Annotated in this window: 15 protein-coding genes and 1 pseudogene; 10 read left to right on the top strand and 6 right to left on the bottom strand. The window is 74.1% G+C overall.

The genetic code is table 11. The annotated features are described in order from the left end of the window. Positions 1–254: 254 nt before the first annotated feature. On the bottom strand, positions 255–1,622 hold the full coding sequence (locus LQ51_RS14025; RefSeq protein ID WP_046565934.1) for an alpha/beta fold hydrolase: 1,368 nt from the start codon (positions 1,620–1,622) through the stop codon (positions 255–257). 578 nt (positions 1,623–2,200) lie between these two features. Between LQ51_RS14025 and LQ51_RS14020 the strand changes: the two genes are divergently transcribed. Beyond that, positions 2,201–3,172, top strand: a complete 972-nt coding sequence (locus LQ51_RS14020; RefSeq protein ID WP_046565931.1) for a pirin family protein — start codon at positions 2,201–2,203, stop codon at positions 3,170–3,172. A gap of 32 nt (positions 3,173–3,204) precedes the next feature. Further along, positions 3,205–3,870, top strand: a complete 666-nt coding sequence (locus tag LQ51_RS14015; RefSeq protein WP_046565929.1) for a hypothetical protein — start codon at positions 3,205–3,207, stop codon at positions 3,868–3,870. A 214-nt stretch (positions 3,871–4,084) separates the two neighbouring features. On the opposite strand, the gene LQ51_RS14010 is transcribed toward LQ51_RS14015, so the two are convergent. Further along, on the bottom strand, positions 4,085–4,747 hold the full coding sequence (locus tag LQ51_RS14010) for a DUF1345 domain-containing protein (protein WP_052744873.1): 663 nt from the start codon (positions 4,745–4,747) through the stop codon (positions 4,085–4,087). A 9-nt stretch (positions 4,748–4,756) separates the two neighbouring features. Beyond that, on the bottom strand, positions 4,757–5,026 hold the full coding sequence (locus tag LQ51_RS14005; protein ID WP_046565928.1) for a DUF2795 domain-containing protein: 270 nt from the start codon (positions 5,024–5,026) through the stop codon (positions 4,757–4,759). Positions 5,027–5,174: 148 nt separating this feature from the next. On the opposite strand from LQ51_RS14005, the gene LQ51_RS14000 reads away from it, so the two are divergent. Then, positions 5,175–5,579 (top strand): DUF2267 domain-containing protein, encoded by a 405-nt coding sequence (locus tag LQ51_RS14000; RefSeq protein WP_046565927.1) that lies wholly within the window; start codon positions 5,175–5,177, stop codon positions 5,577–5,579. Between the two features lie 70 nt (positions 5,580–5,649). Here LQ51_RS14000 and LQ51_RS13995 read toward each other — a convergent pair whose 3' ends face one another. Then, positions 5,650–6,798 carry a CaiB/BaiF CoA transferase family protein gene (locus tag LQ51_RS13995; RefSeq protein WP_046565925.1) on the bottom strand — a complete coding sequence of 383 codons (1,149 nt, stop codon included), beginning with the start codon at positions 6,796–6,798 and terminating at the stop codon, positions 5,650–5,652. 248 nt (positions 6,799–7,046) lie between these two features. Between LQ51_RS13995 and LQ51_RS13990 the strand changes: the two genes are divergently transcribed. The 4 genes from LQ51_RS13990 to LQ51_RS13975 all read left to right on the top strand — a co-directional run bounded on the left by LQ51_RS13990 (position 7,047) and on the right by LQ51_RS13975 (position 9,826). Continuing rightward, entirely contained in the window at positions 7,047–8,060 is a 1,014-nt protein-coding gene (locus LQ51_RS13990) for a TerC/Alx family metal homeostasis membrane protein (protein ID WP_046565923.1), read from the top strand. 102 nt (positions 8,061–8,162) lie between these two features. After that, positions 8,163–8,753 (top strand): sulfite oxidase-like oxidoreductase, encoded by a 591-nt coding sequence (locus LQ51_RS13985; RefSeq protein ID WP_197087714.1) that lies wholly within the window; start codon positions 8,163–8,165, stop codon positions 8,751–8,753. Position 8,754: 1 nt separating this feature from the next. Further along, positions 8,755–9,516, top strand: coding sequence for a ferredoxin reductase (locus tag LQ51_RS13980; protein ID WP_046565921.1), 762 nt, complete (start codon positions 8,755–8,757; stop codon positions 9,514–9,516). A gap of 16 nt (positions 9,517–9,532) precedes the next feature. Beyond that, the gene (locus LQ51_RS13975; RefSeq protein ID WP_046565919.1) at positions 9,533–9,826 is read left to right on the top strand and encodes a DUF6510 family protein; all 294 of its coding nucleotides are present in this window, start codon (positions 9,533–9,535) and stop codon (positions 9,824–9,826) included. A 52-nt stretch (positions 9,827–9,878) separates the two neighbouring features. On the opposite strand, the gene LQ51_RS13970 is transcribed toward LQ51_RS13975, so the two are convergent. Next, the gene (locus LQ51_RS13970; RefSeq protein ID WP_046565916.1) at positions 9,879–11,108 is read right to left on the bottom strand and encodes an MFS transporter; all 1,230 of its coding nucleotides are present in this window, start codon (positions 11,106–11,108) and stop codon (positions 9,879–9,881) included. A gap of 381 nt (positions 11,109–11,489) precedes the next feature. Here LQ51_RS13970 and LQ51_RS13965 point away from each other — a divergent pair, with 381 nt between their 5' ends. The 3 genes from LQ51_RS13965 (at position 11,490) to LQ51_RS13955 (ending at position 15,610) form a co-directional block, all read left to right on the top strand. Then, entirely contained in the window at positions 11,490–12,023 is a 534-nt protein-coding gene (locus LQ51_RS13965) for a GNAT family N-acetyltransferase (RefSeq protein WP_046565914.1), read from the top strand. A 92-nt stretch (positions 12,024–12,115) separates the two neighbouring features. Beyond that, positions 12,116–14,266 carry an amylo-alpha-1,6-glucosidase gene (locus LQ51_RS13960; RefSeq protein ID WP_082159417.1) on the top strand — a complete coding sequence of 717 codons (2,151 nt, stop codon included), beginning with the start codon at positions 12,116–12,118 and terminating at the stop codon, positions 14,264–14,266. A gap of 42 nt (positions 14,267–14,308) precedes the next feature. Then, the gene (locus tag LQ51_RS13955; RefSeq protein WP_046565913.1) at positions 14,309–15,610 is read left to right on the top strand and encodes an NAD(P)/FAD-dependent oxidoreductase; all 1,302 of its coding nucleotides are present in this window, start codon (positions 14,309–14,311) and stop codon (positions 15,608–15,610) included. Between the two features lie 9 nt (positions 15,611–15,619). On the opposite strand, the pseudogene LQ51_RS33915 reads toward LQ51_RS13955, so the two are convergent. Further along, positions 15,620–15,921: pseudogene (locus tag LQ51_RS33915) on the bottom strand (AI-2E family transporter); the annotation flags it as partial.

Here is a 15,921-nt window from a genome sequence, read left to right as displayed (position 1 = left end):
AGGCCGCCGACATCGTCGCCCAGCACTGGAACAGCTGACCCACCACACCACACGAACGCTGGCCGGCACCCGAACCCGGGTGCCGGCCAGCGGCGTCCGCATAGCCCGTAGAGCCATCCCAGCCCAGGCCTCCGCAGGGAACGGGCCGCGTGCCCGTAGAGCCACCTCAGCTCAGGCCTCGGCAGGGAACGGGCCGCGTGCCCGTAGAGCCATCCCAGCCCAAGCCTCGGCAGGGAACGGGCCGTCGGCAACCTTCAGCAGGCTGCGTACAACCGGCGGGTGCCGGCGCCGGCGGCCCACGCCGCACGGTCGCTGAACCGGCAGCCGAAGTCGGCCGCCCGTACCGCCCGCGGATCGGTGACGGCGTCGCCGGCCGGCCGCTTCCCGGTGCGTACCCAGGAAACCAGGTCGTCCCAGGCGGCGCCGGCCTCGGCCGGGCTGAACTCGCAGTGCTGCGCCGCGCGGACGGCGCGCTGCACGACCAGCCGGCTGCGCCCGTGCCAGGCCGCGTCCCGGGCGTAGGCCTGCTCCATGCTGAAGGGTACGAAGAGGTCGCCGAGGTCGTGCAGGGTGAGTACCGGCACGGTCGGCCGGCCGTTGATCCGGGGCACCTCGGTCAGCGTCGGGGACAGCCGCTGCCGCAGGTTCTCCGGGGCGACCCGCTGCACGGTGGCGTTGAGGTTGACCGGGCTGTTCGGGGAGTACCGGGTGAGCAGGTTGGTGGCGAGCTGGCCGGGCCGCTGGGCGGGGGAGTCGCCGCCGTCGGTGGTGGTGATGCCGAACAGGAAGTCCTTCCAGACCGCGAAGGCCGCGTCGGCGCCGGGCCGTTGGCCGCCGGAGCGTTCGACGGTGACGGCGCGTAGCTGCTTGCCGAGGTCGTTGGTGGTGTCCGGGCCGCCTGGCGTGAGGCCGGCCAGGCCCAACGCCACCTGGATCCGGGGCACCGCGTTGGTCAGGTAGTCGTCCGGGGTGGGATAGGCCCGGACGCCGGCGAGGGCCTGCGCGACCAGGTTGTAGTCGAGGAAGAAGTCGAACAGCTCGTGGTCGCCGAGGACGCCGCACATGGGCAGCGCTCCGTCGTAGTAGCCCGGGTACTGCTCCAGCGAGCGGCCGATGATGTGCCCGCCCATGGACACGCCGGCGAGGTACACCCGGTGCGGGCGGCGCACCGTGTCGGCGAAGAGGTCGGCCAGGTGCCGGGTGCTGAGCACGCCGGAGCGGATGTCGTAGCCGTTGCGGTCGTACGAGGAGGACGCCCAGGCGTACCCCTGCCCGAGCAGGCGCTGACGCAGGTCGTACGCGGGCGGCTCGGGGGAGAGTTCGGTGCCCTGGCCGCGGTAGCCGTGCGCCCACATGACGAGTTCGCCGTTCCACCGGGCGGGTGTCTCGATGATGTAGCCGGCGTGCTCGTGCACGCCCTGCCGGACGGTGGTGGGCACGCCGCCGACGACCAGCGGCGCCAGGGGCGGGTTGCTGATGGTGTAGCCGGGCAGCGGCTGGTCGCCGTCGGTGCCGCGGTCGCCGGCGACGGCGGGGGTGGCGCCGGCCAGGCCGGCCGCGAGGGTGAGGGCCGCGCCGGCGGCGAGGAGCCGGCGGACCAGGCGGGTGGTTGAGGTCAGCATCGTTGCTCCCCCGGGGACGGGTGCCGCCCCGGGACGGGGGCGGCCAGGCGGGACGGATGCCTACCGGCCGGTAGCGCCCTGAACCTAGGACGGGCCTCGACGCCTGTCAATCGCTGACTGACCGCATGGTCAGCCCGGTCCGCCGGCTCCGGCCACAGTGGCGGCTGAGACCGGACCATGCGTCAGCGTCGCGGCGGCCACCCGGCGCAAACCGCTGATGTTCGCGCCGGCCACGTAGTCGCCTCCACCACGGTCGCGGCTCGGCCGACCTTCGCGATCGGCCCTTGGCTGGCTGCAGTGGGCGGGTGGGGCCCGCCCTGCCCGGCTCCCGGCGGCCGCCTTGATCCCTGCGCCGGTCACGACAGGCCCCACCCGCGTCCTGCGCGTGCAGCGTCGGGATGGTGCGGGTGCTGTAGATCTTGGACGATTTCGGCCCTTCTGGGGGCCGTTTGGTGCCAAGATCTCTCTCCGGCACCGCCCGGAGCCGGCCACCCTCGCCCCCAGCCCCAAACGCAACCAGCCTGGTAGCAGGACCGAACACCGTGATCGCCGAGAGGACCGGAGCGTAGAGTCGGGCGGTGGACCGTACCGAATCGTTGCCCGCCCAGATGCTGCCGCCCGGCACCGCCCCGGCGGAGCAGCCCAGCGTGCTGTTGCCCGGCCACGACGTGCCGCTCGGCCGTTACACCACGGTGCGGCGGCTGCTGCCGCAGCGGCAGCGGCGGCTGGTCGGGGCGTGGTGTTTCGTGGACCATTTCGGGCCGGATGACGTCAACGAACGCCCCGGCATGGAGGTGCCGCCGCATCCGCACACCGGCTTGCAGACGGTCACCTGGCTGGTCGACGGCGAGATCGTGCACCGGGACAGCCTCGGCAACGTGCAGCCGATCCGCCCCGGCCAGCTCAACGTGATGACGTCCGGTCACGGTATCGCCCACTCGGAGCGGTCGCCGGCGGTGCATCCGCCGGTGATGCACGGCGTACAACTGTGGGTGGCGTTGCCGGATCCGGCGCGTGCCGGGGCCGCGGACTTCGCGCACCACGCGACGCTGCCCCGCTGGCGCGAGGGCGACCTGGACGTCACGCTGCTGGTCGGCGAGGTCGGCGGCGAGCGCTCGCCGGCCGTGGTGCACACCCCGCTGCTGGGCGCGCAGCTCGAGGTTCGCGGCCCGGCGCCGGCCACGTTGCCGCTGCGCCGCGACTTCGAGTACGGCCTGCTCGCGATGTCCGGCGAAGCGGAGGTGGACGGGGTGTCGTTGGCGGTGGGTGCGCTGCTCTACCTGGGCACCGGCCGGGACACGCTCAACTTGCGGGCGGCACCGGGCAGCAAGCTGCTGTTGCTCGGCGGAACGCCGTTCGAGGAGCCGCTGGTGATGTGGTGGAACTTCGTCGGCCGCTCGCACGAGGAGATCGTGGCGGCCCGGGAGGAGTGGATGGCGGGTCGGCGCTTCGGCACGGTGGCCGACGATCCGGCACCGCCGCTGCCGGCTCCGGCGCTGCCCACCACCCGGCTGAAGGCGCGCGACCGCAGTGGCGGCTTCCGGGACTGAATGCCCGGCCCGGGTCGGGGTAGACGCCGGGCATGCCGACCACTGGGATCGCCAGCATCGAGGACAAGAAGCGGCTGGTCCGCCGGCTCGCCGGGGACGGTCGAGGCTTCGCCGAACAGTACGGCTTCCGGGTGACGAACAACCCGGCGCAACTGTTCCAGGTGCTCTACCTGTCCGTCCTGCTCGCCCGCCGGGGTGACTTCCGCAAGGCGGTGGACGCCGCGGCGGGGTTGCGGGACGCCGGTTGGGACAGCGCCGCCCGGATGGCCCGCTCGCTGCACGAGGACCGGGTGCGGGTGCTGCGCGACGCGGGGCAGCGCGGCGACGTCGACGGGCTCGCCGCGACCCTGGGCGACCTGGCCCGGACGGTGGTCGACCGGTATCGGGGTGACCTGCGCCGGTTGCGTACCGAGGCGCAGCAGGATCCGGCCCGGGAGCGGCGGTTGCTGACCGCGCTGCCGGGGGTGGACGACGCGGTGGCCGACCTGTTCCTGCGGGAGGCGCAGGCGGTGTGGCGGGAGGTGGCCCCGGTGGCGGACCGGCGGGCGCTGGCCGCGGCCCGACGGCTGGGACTGGGCCGGTCGGCGCAGGATCTGGCCGGCCTGGCCGGCAGCGGCGAGTCGGAGCGGTTGGCCTGGCTGGTGGGCGCGTTGGCCCGGGTGGATCTGGAGAAGCGGTACGCGGAACTGACCGGCTGAGGCGGAGTGCCGCCCGCCACAGTTTTGCGAAAGTCACCCGTTCGGCTGATGTTGGATCGTATGATGATCGTGGCAGTGATGCCCGCCCGGTTCGGGCGAACATCCACCGCCTGGCGGTCGCGACCCGGTTCGGGCGCGGACCGGCAGGAGCAGGTGTTGCGTGGCGCCCCAGGTCGCGGTTCGTGACCCGGGGCGCCCGCCTGTCGTCAGGGGCTCACTGGGCGAGGCTGGCCAGCAGGTTCACCGTCGCCGCCACGATGACCGCGCCGAACAGGTACGACAGCAGCGAGTGCCGCAGCGCCGTCCGGCGCAGCTCCGACGTGCACAGGTCGGTGTCGGAGACCTGGAAGGTGGTGCCCAGGGTGAAGCCGACGTACGCGAAGTCCGCGAAGCAGGGCGGCTCGTCCTGGTGGAAGTTGATCCCGCCGGGTGTCCCGCTGTAGTACAGCCGGGCGTACCGGGTGGTGAAGACGGTGTGCACCACGAACCAGGAGAGCACGACACTGAGCACGCCGAGCCCTCCGTACAGGTCACGGGGCAGGCCGGTCCGGACGCTGTGCGCGGTGGTCAGCACCAGGCCGACGGCGAGCAGGCTGGCCAGGCAGGCGGCCAGCAGCAGGCCGTCCCGGGTGGCCCGGTTCGGGTCCTCCAGCTTGGCCAGTCGGGCCGTGCGGGCCGCGTCCAGCTTGCCCAGCCGGGACCATTGCAGGACCAGCCAGCTCAGCGCGGCGGCGTCCCAGCCGACCAGCGGGGCGAGGGTCGGGGCGAGCATGACGGCGGCCGCCCCGCCGGCCACGACACCGACCAGCGTCATGCCGACCAGTTGGAGCGCGGCCGGCAGGTGCCGGCCGGCCCGCCCGGCCGTCCGGCGCGCCACGGTGCGGAATCAGATGCCGCGCAGGTGCTGCGAGACCCGCGTGTGCGGCTCCCGCGCCTGTGCCGCCCGCTGTGACCGGCTGATCTCGGGTGCGGCGTCGATGCCGGCCGACCGGGCCACCTCGGTGCCGTTGGCGTAGTCCACCGGGGGCAGCGCGCGCAGCGCCCGCAACACCTCCGGCGGGGCACCCTCCCGTTCGGCCTCCCGGATGACGTCGTCCTTCCCCGCCGGATAGTCCAGCGCGGACAGGTACTCAAGGACGTCCGTGTAACTCGCCATGGGTCGGGCTCCTCGCGCCTGTAGTAACGGTCACGACCGGCGGCGGTTACCCGTCGCGCGCCTGGTCACGCGCGGTCAGGTCGGAAATGTGGCGCGGTTTCCGGCGCGGCGGGGCGGGTAGCCGGGCAGCCGTGAGGGGGGAGCGCCGATGAACTACGACACCTTCGTCGACCGGGTCGCCCAGCGGGCGGCAGCGCCCACGGAACGGGCTGCCGCGCTGACCCGGGCCGCCCTGGAGACCCTCGCCGAACGGCTGACCGGCGGCGAGGTGCTGGACCTGGCGGCGCAGCTGCCCAAACCGCTGCAACAGGTGCTCAAGCCGCACCCGGCCATGGAGGCGGCGGAACGGTTCGGGGCCGCCGAGTTCGTCGCCCGGGTGGCCCAGCGGGCCGGCGTGGACGAGAACGTCGCCCGCGACGGCGTACGCGCGGTCTTCACCACGCTGCGCGAGGCGATCAGCGGCGGCGAGTTCGACGACGTGGTGGTGCAGCTGCCGCGTGACTTCCGGGCGGTGGTCGAGCCCGTGCTGGCGCCCGGCGCCACCCGCCGCTGAACGCGACCCGACGGTCGGCCCGGCGGACGCCGGCGACCCGGCCAGCAGGTCTGCGCCCGGGACCGGTCGGTCAGGCCACGGTGCCGGCGGACCTGAGGGCGGCGATCCGGGCGGCGTCGAAGCCCGCCTCGGCCAGCACCTCGTCGGTGTGCTCGCCCGGCTCGGGCGGGGGCCGGCGTACCGAGGTGGGGGTGGCGGAGAAGCGCGGGGCGGGCGCCGGCTGGGTGACCCCGTCGGGCGCCACGAAGACGCCGCGCGCGGCCAGGTGCGGGTGCGCCGGCGCCTCCGCCCAGTCCAGCACGGGTGCCGCGCAGGCGTCGCTGTCGGCCAGCAGCTCCGCCCACTCGTCCCGGGTACGGGTCCGGAACAGCCGCGCCCACGCCGCCCGCAGCGCCGGCCAGTTCGCCGGGTCGGTGCGGTCCGGCGCCTCGTCGCCGTCGAGCGGGAAGCCGGTGAGCCGGACCAGCTCGTCGTAGAAGCGCGGCTCCAGGGCGCCCACCGCCAGGTGGCGGCCGTCGGCGCATTCGTACGTGTCGTAGAAGGGGGCGCCCCCGTCGAGCAGGTTCGTCCCGCGCGCGTCCTGCCACATGCCGACCTGGCGCAGCGCGTGGATCTGGGTGGCCAGCACCGACACGCCGTCCACGATTGCCGCGTCGACGACCTGGCCGGGCGCGCCGGCGCGGACCGCGTACAGGGCGGCGACGACGCCGAGGGCCAGCATCATCCCGCCGCCGCCGAAGTCGCCGAGCAGGTTCATCGGCGGCACCGGCCGCTCGCCGGCCCGGCCGGTGCCGTGCAGCGCGCCGGTCAGCGCCAGGTAGTCGATGTCGTGGCCGGCGGTGGGGGCGAGCGGCCCGTCCTGCCCCCAGCCGGTCATCCGGCCGTACACCAGGCGGGGGTTGACCGCCCGGCAGTCCGCGGGCCCGAGGCCGAGCCGCTCGGTGACCCCCGGCCGGAAGCCCTCGACCAGCGCGTCCGCGCCGGCGACCAGGGCGAGTACCACCTCCCGTCCGGCGGGCGTCTTGAGGTCGACGGCGAGCGAGCGCCGGTTGCGGTTGAGCAGGTCGCCGGGCATCGCGCCGAAGCCGCCGCCGCCCACCCGATCCACGCGGACCACGTCGGCGCCGAGGTCGGCCAGCATCATGGCGGCGAACGGGCCGGGTCCGATGCCGGCCAGCTCGATCACCCGTACGCCGGTCAGGGGTCCCTGGTCGGTCATCGCGTCACCATAGGGCGCTGCCGTTCCGCGCGCCACGGCCCCTGCGGAACGCAGCGGTTGACCAGGGCAATCATCCGCGTCGAAAGTTGGCTTCCGCGCCGCGGGTGCCCTAGCCTGGAGCGCGCGAGGGGAGTACTTCCCAGAACCATTCCGGTCAGTACGGCGCGCCCCGGGCGCGCCTCGGGTGGTTGCCCACCTTTGGTGGGTGAAGGAGACCTCGAACATGACATGGTGTTCGAGGAGACTTCATGACCGAATTGTCATACCTGTCCGCCGCCGAGCTGTCGTCGGTGGGCACCCCCACGCTCTGGGTGGTGACCATCGCCGGTGTGCTCGCCCTGCTGGTGCTGGACTTCCTGGTCACCCGCCGGCCGCACGAGGTGTCGCTGAAGGAGGCGCTCGGCTGGTCGGCGTTCTACGTCGCGCTGCCGCTGGCCTTCGGCGTCTGGGTGTGGTCGCGGTGGGGCTCCGAGCTGGGCGTGCAGTACCTGACCGGCTACCTGGTGGAGAAGTCGCTCTCGGTCGACAACCTCTTCGTCTTCATGCTGCTGCTGGCCGCGTTCGCGGTGCCGGCGGTGCTGGCCCAGCGGGTGCTGCTCTACGGCATCGCCGGCGCGCTCGTGCTGCGGGCGGTCTTCATCGCCCTGGGCGCGGCCGCGCTGAAGACCCTCGACTTCGCTTTCCTGCTCTTCGCGCTGATCCTGATCGCCACCGCGGTGAAGCTGCTGCGCGACGCCCTCTCCGGGCACGCGCAGGAGGTCGACATCGACACGATGCGGTCGGTGCGGCTGCTCCGCAAGGTCATGCCGGTGGTCGACGAGTACCACGGTCCGAAGCTGACCGTCCGGCTCGCCGGGCGCCGGGCGCTGACCCCGTTCGCGCTGGTCGTGGTCGCGGTGCTCGCCACCGACGTGGTCTTCGCGGTCGACTCGGTGCCCGCCGTGTACGGCATCACCGAGGATCCGTACCTGGTCTTCGCCACCAACGCGTTCGCCCTGCTCGGGCTGCGGGCGCTCTACTTCGTGCTGCACGCCGCGCTGAGCCGCCTGGTGCACCTCAGCTACGGCCTGGCCGCCATCCTGGCGTTCATCGGGCTCAAGCTCGGCCTGCACTGGGCGCACGGGATCTGGCCGGGCGTGCCGCAGATCCCCACGCTGGCCTCCCTTGGCGTGATCGTCGCCGTGCTGGTCGTGGTGACGCTGACCAGCCTCCGGGCGACCCGCGAGCCGGTGCGCGAGGTGGCCTCGGGAGACCCGCGGTAGGGGCCGGACGCCGGACCGCCGCGGTGGTCACCCACCGCGGCGGAGTCCGCCGAACCACCGCCACCGCCCACCCCAGGGTGGTACGACTGACCGGTGGGAATTGTGTCGCCGGGCTTTCAGGGCCGGCCCCGCTCGGCCGAACCGGCCCTGCCGCCGGGCCAGTACCTCACCCAGGACTTCCCGGTGCTCTCGGCCGGTCCGACGCCGAAGGTGCCGCTGGACACCTGGGAGTTCGTGCTCACCACCGAGGGCGGCAGCGAGTTCCGCTGGTCCTGGGACGAGCTGATGTCCCTGCCGCAGGAGACCCCGACCGTGGACATCCACTGCGTGACCCGCTGGTCGAAGCTGGCCACCAGGTGGCAGGGCGTATCCCTGGACACCCTGCTGGACGGGGTCGACACGGCGGCCCGCTACGCGCTGGCCCACTCCTACGGCGGGTACACCACGAACCTGCCCCTGGACGACCTGCGCGGCGGCCGGGCCTGGGTGGCGCACACCTTCGACGGCGGGCCGCTGCCGGCCGAGCACGGCGGGCCGGCCCGGCTGCTCGTCCCGCACCTCTACTTCTGGAAGTCGGCCAAGTGGGTGCGCGGGATCCGGCTGTTCGTCGACGACCAGCCCGGCTTCTGGGAGACCGCCGGCTACCACGACTACGGCGACCCGTGGCGCGAGCAGCGCTACCAGGGCGACTGAGGTGGCCGCTCCCGCGAGTGGCCGGATCCCCGCCAGGCCGCTGACCTGGCAGGTGGCCCGGCTGGTCGAGCGGCGGATCGAGACGGCGAGCGCGCACACCCTGGTGCTGGACGTACCCGGCTGGCCCGGACACCTGCCCGGGCAGCACGTCGACGTGCGGCTGACCGCCCCGGACGGCTACCAGGCGGCCCGGTCGTACTCGCTGGCCGCACCCGCCGACGGCGAGCGCGTCGAGCTGAGCGTGCAGCGGGTGCCCGACGGGGAGGTGTCGCCGTACCTCATCGACACCTATGCCGAGGGCGACCCGGTGGAGGTGCGCGGCCCGGTCGGCGGCTGGTTCGTCTGGCGTACCGACGAGACGGCCCCGGTGCTGCTGGTGGCCGGCGGCTCCGGGGTGGTGCCGCTGATGGCCATGGTCCGGGCCCGGCGCGCGGCGGGCAGCCGGGTGCCGTTCCGGCTGATCTACTCGGTCCGCACCCCCGACGACGTCTTCTACGCCGACGAGCTGCGCCGGCGCGCCCGCGAGGACCAGGGCCTCGACGTGGCGTACGTGTACACCCGGTCGGCGCCGGAGGGTTGGCGGGGCGAGCCGCACCGGATCGGCCTGGCCGACGTGAACAGCCACGGCTGGCCGCCCGACCTGGAGCCGCTCTGCTACGTCTGCGGCCCGACCGGTTTCGTGGAGACCGTGGCGGACCTGCTGGTGGGGCTGGGACACCCGACCCGGCGGGTGAAGACCGAACGGTTCGGCCCGACCGGCTGACGAGCGAGGAGGACGCATGACCGACCTGTCCTACCTGGACGGCAACATGCTCGACGGGCCGCTGCGCGAGATCTTCGCGGTCGACCTCAGCAGCGCTACCGGGCGGTGCGCCAACTGCGGCACGACCGGCCCGGTGGCCGGGCTGCGGGTCTACTCGCACGCCCCCGGGCTGGTCGGCCGCTGCCCGGCCTGCGCCGACGTGATGCTCCGGCTGGTCCGCGCCCCCGACCGGGCCTGGCTGGACCTGCGCGGCTCCACGTACCTGATGGTCCCGATGCCGCTCGACCAGCCGCACCCCGGCCCGCTCTGACCGGGCCGGCCCGCCGGGTGGTCGGCGGGCCGGCGTTCGACTACCGGTCCGGTCAGCGGTCCGTTTCCGCCAACCGCCGCCAGACCAGCACGGTGAGCACCGCCAGCGCGGCGGCCGCCAGCCAGAACGGGGTCAGGACGCTGCCGGTGACCCGGGCGACGGCGCCGCCGAGCGCCGTGCCCACGGCGGCCCCACCCAGATCGGCCAGGGAGTAGACGCTGTTCACCCGGCCGCGCAATCGGTCCGGCACGAGGCGCTGCCGCAGCGACACCACGAGCACGCCCCACACCATGGTGTGCACGCCCCAGATCGCCAGGGCCGCGCCAGCCAGCCAGGGCTGCCGGGTGACCGCCAGCACGAGGTGCAGACCGATCTCGATCAGCAGCCCGGCCCGCAGCAGCGTCGGGGTGCCGAACCGGGCCCGCAGCCGGGTCGCCAGGGTGCTGCCGGCGAGGCCGCCAAGCGCCGAGGCGGTCAGCAGCACGCCGTACCCGACCGGGGCGAGGCCGAGGCGCTGCCGGGCGTAGAGCACGAACACCGCGAACGCCGCGCAGAACGCCACGTTCATCACCGCGATGCTGAGCGCCAGGGTGCGCAGCACCGGCACCCGCCAGAGGGCGCGTACCCCGGTGGCGATGTCGGCCCGGATCGAGCGCACCGGCCCCGCGGCGCCGGGCTCCGGCGCGGCCGGCGGTACCGGACGCCAGCGCAGCAGCGCCAGCAGCAGCGCGGCCAACCCGAAGGAGGCCGCGTCGAACCCGAACGGCAGCGCCGCGGCCAGCACGAAGAGGTAACCCCCGAGCGGCTTCGCGGCGAACTGGTTGCCGACGACGAAGGTGGCGGAGAGCCGGCTGTTGGCCTCCTCGAGCCGTTCCGGCGGCACCACGGAGGGCAGCAGCGCCCCGGACGCGGTGTCGGCGAGGGTCTCGCCGATCCCGGTGAGCAGGAACGCCAGCAGGATCAGCGGCACGGTGGCCACCCCGGCGAGCACCGCCCCGGCCAGCGCGGCGAGGACCAGGCCCCGGCCGACGTTGACCGCGACGATCAGCCGGCGCCGGTCGAGGCGGTCGACGAGCGCCCCGCTGACCAGAGCGAACAGCAGCCAGGGCAGTTGCGGGGCGAGGGCCGCCGCGGCCACCGCGGCCGGGTCGGGGGTGAGCGAGGCGACCAGCAGCGGGGCCGCGACCATGGTGATGCCGTCCCCCAGGTTGGACACGGCGCTGGCGGTCCAGAGCCGGTGGAAGTCGCGGCCGAGCCGGCCGGTGGGAGCGGTGGCCGTCATGCCGGCCACCGGACAGGGGTACGTGGTCCGGGCGCGGCGGGGCGCCCGGACGGGATCTCCGGAAACACGAGGAACTCCCTCGGAAGCGATGTGGTGGCGTGGGCACGCCAGGACGGGGGACCCGCGCGGGGCGGGTCACCTGATCGCTTCGCGGCGAGGGGGAGGTGTCGGGGCAGCGCCGGGCCGGCTGCCGGCGGCGGCCGCCGGCGACCCGGATCAGGACACCGCGGTCCCCAGCGGCGAAGCGGAAACCAGCACCGTGCCGAGCGGAGCAATCCTCATGATCGACCTCCCGTCGTCCGGGCCCACGGTAGGGGACGTGCCGCCTCCGCGCGACCCCGGTCGCAGGCCGCTCGGGCCGGTGGGCGAGAGTGGGGCAACGTGAGATACCTGCGTACCGACGGCCGGGTCGGCATCCGGCGCCCGCGCCCCGCCGACGAGGCCGAGTTCATCGCCGCCGCCCGCCGCAGCCGGGAGCTGCACCATCCCTGGCTCGCCGCCCCCGACGACCCGGAGAAGTACGCCGCCTACCTGCGCAAGAACCGCAGGCAGGACGCCACCGGCTACCTGTTCTGCGACCGGGCCAGCGGCGAGATCGCCGGATACGCGAACATCAGCGGCATCGTGCTGGGCGCCCTGCGCGGCGGCTACCTCGGCTACGCCGCCTTCCTGCCGTACGCGGGCACCGGGCACGCCTCGGCCGGCATCCGGCTGGTCATCGGGCACGCCTTCACCGCGCTCGGGCTGCACCGGCTGGAGGCGAACATCCAGCCCGGCAACGAGGCGTCGAAGCGGCTGGCGCAGCGGCTCGGCTTCCGGCTGGAGGGCTTCTCCCCGGAGTACCTGTTCATCGACGGCGCCTGGCGGGACCACGAGCGCTGGGCGATCACCGCGCCGCTGCCCGGAACGGACTGAGCGGCGGCCGCCGGAACCGTGCCGCCCCGGGCCGGGCTTCGCCCGGACCGGGTGATGCCCGCCTCACCCGTGCCGCTCCTACCGTGGGTGGCATGGTTGTGGCGCGTCCGACCCCCGCCGACCCGACGCCCGGCATCGCCGCCTCCGGCGGGCCGGGCGACCAGCGGGCGGCCCCGCCCGAGCTGGGCCCCCAGTCGATCGCCGTGCTCAGCGGCCCGACCTTCATGTACTCCGACCCGGCCGGGGACGTGCCGCCGGGCAGCATCGGCGGGCTCGTCCACCTGGACACCCGGCTGCTCAGCGGATGGACGCTGACCGTGAACGGGGCCCGCTTACTGGTGTTGCGTTCGGAGACCATCGACCACTACTCGGCGCAGTTCGTGCTCACCAATCCGGAACTGCCCGGCCTGCCGCCGGACACCGTCGGCGCCCGCCGGCTGCGCTACGTCGGGGACGGCTTCCACGAGCGGATCGAGCTGCTCTCGTACCGGCCCAAACCGGTCCGGGTCGAGCTGCGCCTCGCCGTCGCGGCCGACTTCGCCGACCTGTTCGAGGTCAAGTCCGGGGTCCGGGACCGTTCGGCATACATCGTCCGCCGGCACGCCCCGAACGGCAGCCCGCTCCACTTCCGCTACGAGACCGACGGCTTCGCCGCGCAGACCGAGGTGCACTCGTCGCTGGCACCGGACCGGCTGGAGGGCGACGACCTGGTCTGGGAGGTCCAGCTGCACGCCTGTCAGGAGTGGCAGCTGGACCTGTCGGTGCCGCTGCCGCCCGGGCCGGGCACGGTCGAGCCGGTCCGCGGGGACATCGCCGACGTGCTGCACCGCCGGTTCCCCAACCCGGTGCGCTCCTGGATCGAGGACCGGGCGGTGCTGGACAGCGACAACCCGGTGCTGGAACGCACCACCCGGCAGTCCCGGTACGACCTGGCCGCGCTCCGGCTCGAACTCGAGGTCAAGGGGCAGCGCGTCGAGCTGCCCGGCGCCGGACTGCCCTGGTTCCTCACCGTGTTCGGCCGGGACACTCTGATCACCGCGTACCAGACGCTCTCCGCGGGGCCGGCGTTGGCCCGCGGGGCGCTGCTGGCGCTCGCCCGGTTGCAGGGCACCCGGTGCGACGACTTCACCGACGAGGAGCCCGGCCGGATCCTGCACGAGGTCCGTTTCGGCGAGCTGACCCGGACCGGGGCGAAGCCGTACACGCCGTACTACGGCACCGCCGATGCGACCCAGCTCTGGTTGATCCTGCTCTCCGAGTACTGGCGGTGGACCGGGGACGACGAGCTGGTCCGCCGGCTGCGCCAGCAGGCGCTGGCCGCGCTGCACTGGGTCGACCACTACGGCGACCGGGACGGGGACGGTTACGTCGAGTACGCCACCCGCTCCCCGGAAGGGCTGGGCAACCAGTGCTGGCGGGACTCCCCGGACGGGGTGTGCTTCTCCGACGGCCGGATCCCGGTGCTGCCCATCGCGACCTGCGAACTGCAGGGCTACACGTACGACGCGAAGCTGCGCCTGGCCGAACTGGCCGACGGGCCGCTCGCCGAGCCCACCCTCGCCGCCCGGCTACGCGACGACGCGGCGCGACTGTACCGGCAGTTCAACCAGGACTTCTGGCTCGACGAGCGGGGCGGTTTCTACGCGGTCGGGTTGGACGGCGACAAGACGCCCATCGACTCGAAGACCTCCAACATGGGGCACCTGCTGTGGAGCGGGATCGTGCCGCCGGACCGTGCCGGGGCGGTGGTGCGCCAGCTCATGCACGAGGACCTCTTCTCCGGCTGGGGCATCCGCACCCTGTCCCGGGAGGACCGGTCCTTCAACGCGCTCGGCTACCACCTCGGCACGGTCTGGCCGCACGACAACTCCATCGCGGTGCTGGGTCTGGCCCGGTACGGCTTCCGGGCCGAGGCCAACCGGATCAGCCTGGCCCTGCTCGACGCGGCCGAGCAGTTCGGCTACCGGCTCCCCGAGGCGCTCAGCGGGTACATCCGCGACCGCACCATGTTCGCCGTGCCGTATCCCACCGCGTGCAGCCCGCAGGCGTGGGCGGCGGGGGCGCCGCTGGCGCTGGTGCGGGCGATGCTCGGTCTCAACCCGGTGAACGGCCGGCTGGAGCTCGACCCCGACGTGCCCCCCGAGCTCGGCCGGATCACCGCCTCGCGGGTCCGCGCCTTCGGCCACCACTGGGACCTCGAGGCGGTCGGCCGCACCGGTCATGTCCGCCTGGCGCCCGGCTGACCCGAACGTTTGTCGAGGTCCTCGACGGGAACGGCAGCGGGCATGACGAAACCTCGGGTGGTGATCGTGGGGGCCGGGTTCGCCGGATACCACGCGGCGAAGACGTTGCACCGGCTGGCCGGCAAGCGGGCCGAGATCGTCCTGCTGAACACGACCGACTACTTCCTCTACCTGCCCCTGCTGCCGGAGGTCGCCGCCGGGGTGATCGAGCCGACCCGGATCTCCGTACCGCTGGCCGGCACCCTCGACGGTGTCCGGGTGGTGGTCGGCGAGGCGAACCGGGTCGACCTGCAGAACCGCTGGGTCGGCTACCGCTCCCAGGAGGGTGACGTCGGTCAGCTGGCGTACGACCGGCTCGTGCTCTCCGTCGGCAGCGTCAACAAGCTGCTGCCGATCCCGGGGGTGACCGAGTACGCGCACGGCTTCCGCGGCCTGCCCGAGGCGCTCTACCTGCACGACCACGTGGTCCGTCAGATCGAGCTGGCGGAGCTGACCGACGACCCGGCCGAGCAGCGGGCCCGGACCACCTTCGTGGTGGTGGGCGCCGGCTACACCGGCACCGAGGTCGCCGCGCACGGCCAGCTCTTCACCGACCGGCTGGTGGCCCAGCGGCCGCACCTCACGGTGCGCCCCCGGTGGATGCTGCTCGACATCGCCCCGCGCGTCCTTCCCGAGCTGGACCAGCGGATGTCCGTCACCGCCGACCGGGTGCTGCGCCGGCGCGGCGTGGACGTGCGGATGGGCACCTCGGTCTCCGAGGCCACCCCGGACGGGGTCATGCTCACCGACGGCGAGTACGTCCCCACCTGCAGCCTGGTCTGGTGCGTCGGGGTCCGTCCCGACCCGTTCGTCGCCGAGGTGGGCCTGCGCACCGAGCGGGGCCGGCTGGTGGTCGACGAGTTCCTCAATGTCCCCGGCCACCCCGAGGTGTTCGCCTGCGGCGACGCGGCGGCGGTGCCCGACCTGACCCGCCCGGGGCAGATCTGCGCGATGACCGCCCAGCACGCGCAGCGGCAGGGCAAGCTCGCGGCGCACAACATCGCCGCCTCCTACGGGCAGGGCATCCGGAAGCCGTACAAGCACCACGACCTGGGCTGGGTGGTCGACCTCGGCGGCAAGGACGCGGCGGCCAACCCGCTGAAGGTGTCCCTGGCCGGCCTGCCGGCGAAGGCGGTCACCCGGGGCTACCACCTGCTCGCCATGCCCGGCAACCGGCCCCGGGTGGCGGCGGACTGGGCGCTGGACGCCACGCTGCCCCGGCCGGCGGTGCAGTTGGGGCTGGTGCCGGCGCACGCCGTGCCGCTGGAGAGCGAGTCGCCCGAGGTGGTGGCCCGCGGTCGCTGACCGCTCCGGTCAACCGCCGGCCGGCGGCGGCTCCTGCGACGGGGCCCCGCCGGGCGGCTCCTGCGACAGGGCCCCGCCGGGCGCTGGCGGCCGCCGTGCCGGGTGGCGAGGCCGGCCGGGCGCGGGCGTCTGGTCGCGAGGCCGGTCGGGCGCCGGCGGGGGCAACGTCCGCCGCCCGGCCGGGGCGAACTCGCGCAGCAGGATCTGCCCGACGCCCGCCGCCGGGATCGCCAGCAGGGCGCCCAGTAGGCCCGCCAGCTCGGCCGCGAGCAGCACGCTGACCAGCACGGTCAGCGGGTTCAGCCGGACCG

The organism is Micromonospora sp. HK10 (assembly GCF_000982955.1).
Lineage (GTDB): Bacteria > Actinomycetota > Actinomycetes > Mycobacteriales > Micromonosporaceae > Micromonospora.
The sequence above is the reverse complement of the archived record's forward strand: the minus strand, read 5'-3'. Positions and strand labels throughout refer to the sequence as shown.

Bases quoted from the DNA above. Each gene is read 5' to 3' on its own strand.
- LQ51_RS14025 (WP_046565934.1), bottom strand. From the start codon at position 1,622: ATGCTGACCTCAACCACCCGCCTGGTCCGCCGGCTCCTCGCCGCCGGC.
- LQ51_RS14015 (WP_046565929.1), top strand. From the start codon at position 3,205: ATGCCGACCACTGGGATCGCCAGCATCGAGGACAAGAAGCGGCTGGTC.
- LQ51_RS14005 (WP_046565928.1), bottom strand. From the start codon at position 5,026: ATGGCGAGTTACACGGACGTCCTTGAGTACCTGTCCGCGCTGGACTAT.
- LQ51_RS14000 (WP_046565927.1), top strand. From the start codon at position 5,175: ATGAACTACGACACCTTCGTCGACCGGGTCGCCCAGCGGGCGGCAGCG.
- LQ51_RS13995 (WP_046565925.1), bottom strand. From the start codon at position 6,798: ATGACCGACCAGGGACCCCTGACCGGCGTACGGGTGATCGAGCTGGCC.
- LQ51_RS13990 (WP_046565923.1), top strand. From the start codon at position 7,047: ATGACCGAATTGTCATACCTGTCCGCCGCCGAGCTGTCGTCGGTGGGC.
- LQ51_RS13975 (WP_046565919.1), top strand. From the start codon at position 9,533: ATGACCGACCTGTCCTACCTGGACGGCAACATGCTCGACGGGCCGCTG.
- LQ51_RS13970 (WP_046565916.1), bottom strand. From the start codon at position 11,108: ATGACGGCCACCGCTCCCACCGGCCGGCTCGGCCGCGACTTCCACCGG.
- LQ51_RS13960 (WP_082159417.1), top strand. From the start codon at position 12,116: ATGGTTGTGGCGCGTCCGACCCCCGCCGACCCGACGCCCGGCATCGCC.
- LQ51_RS13955 (WP_046565913.1), top strand. From the start codon at position 14,309: ATGACGAAACCTCGGGTGGTGATCGTGGGGGCCGGGTTCGCCGGATAC.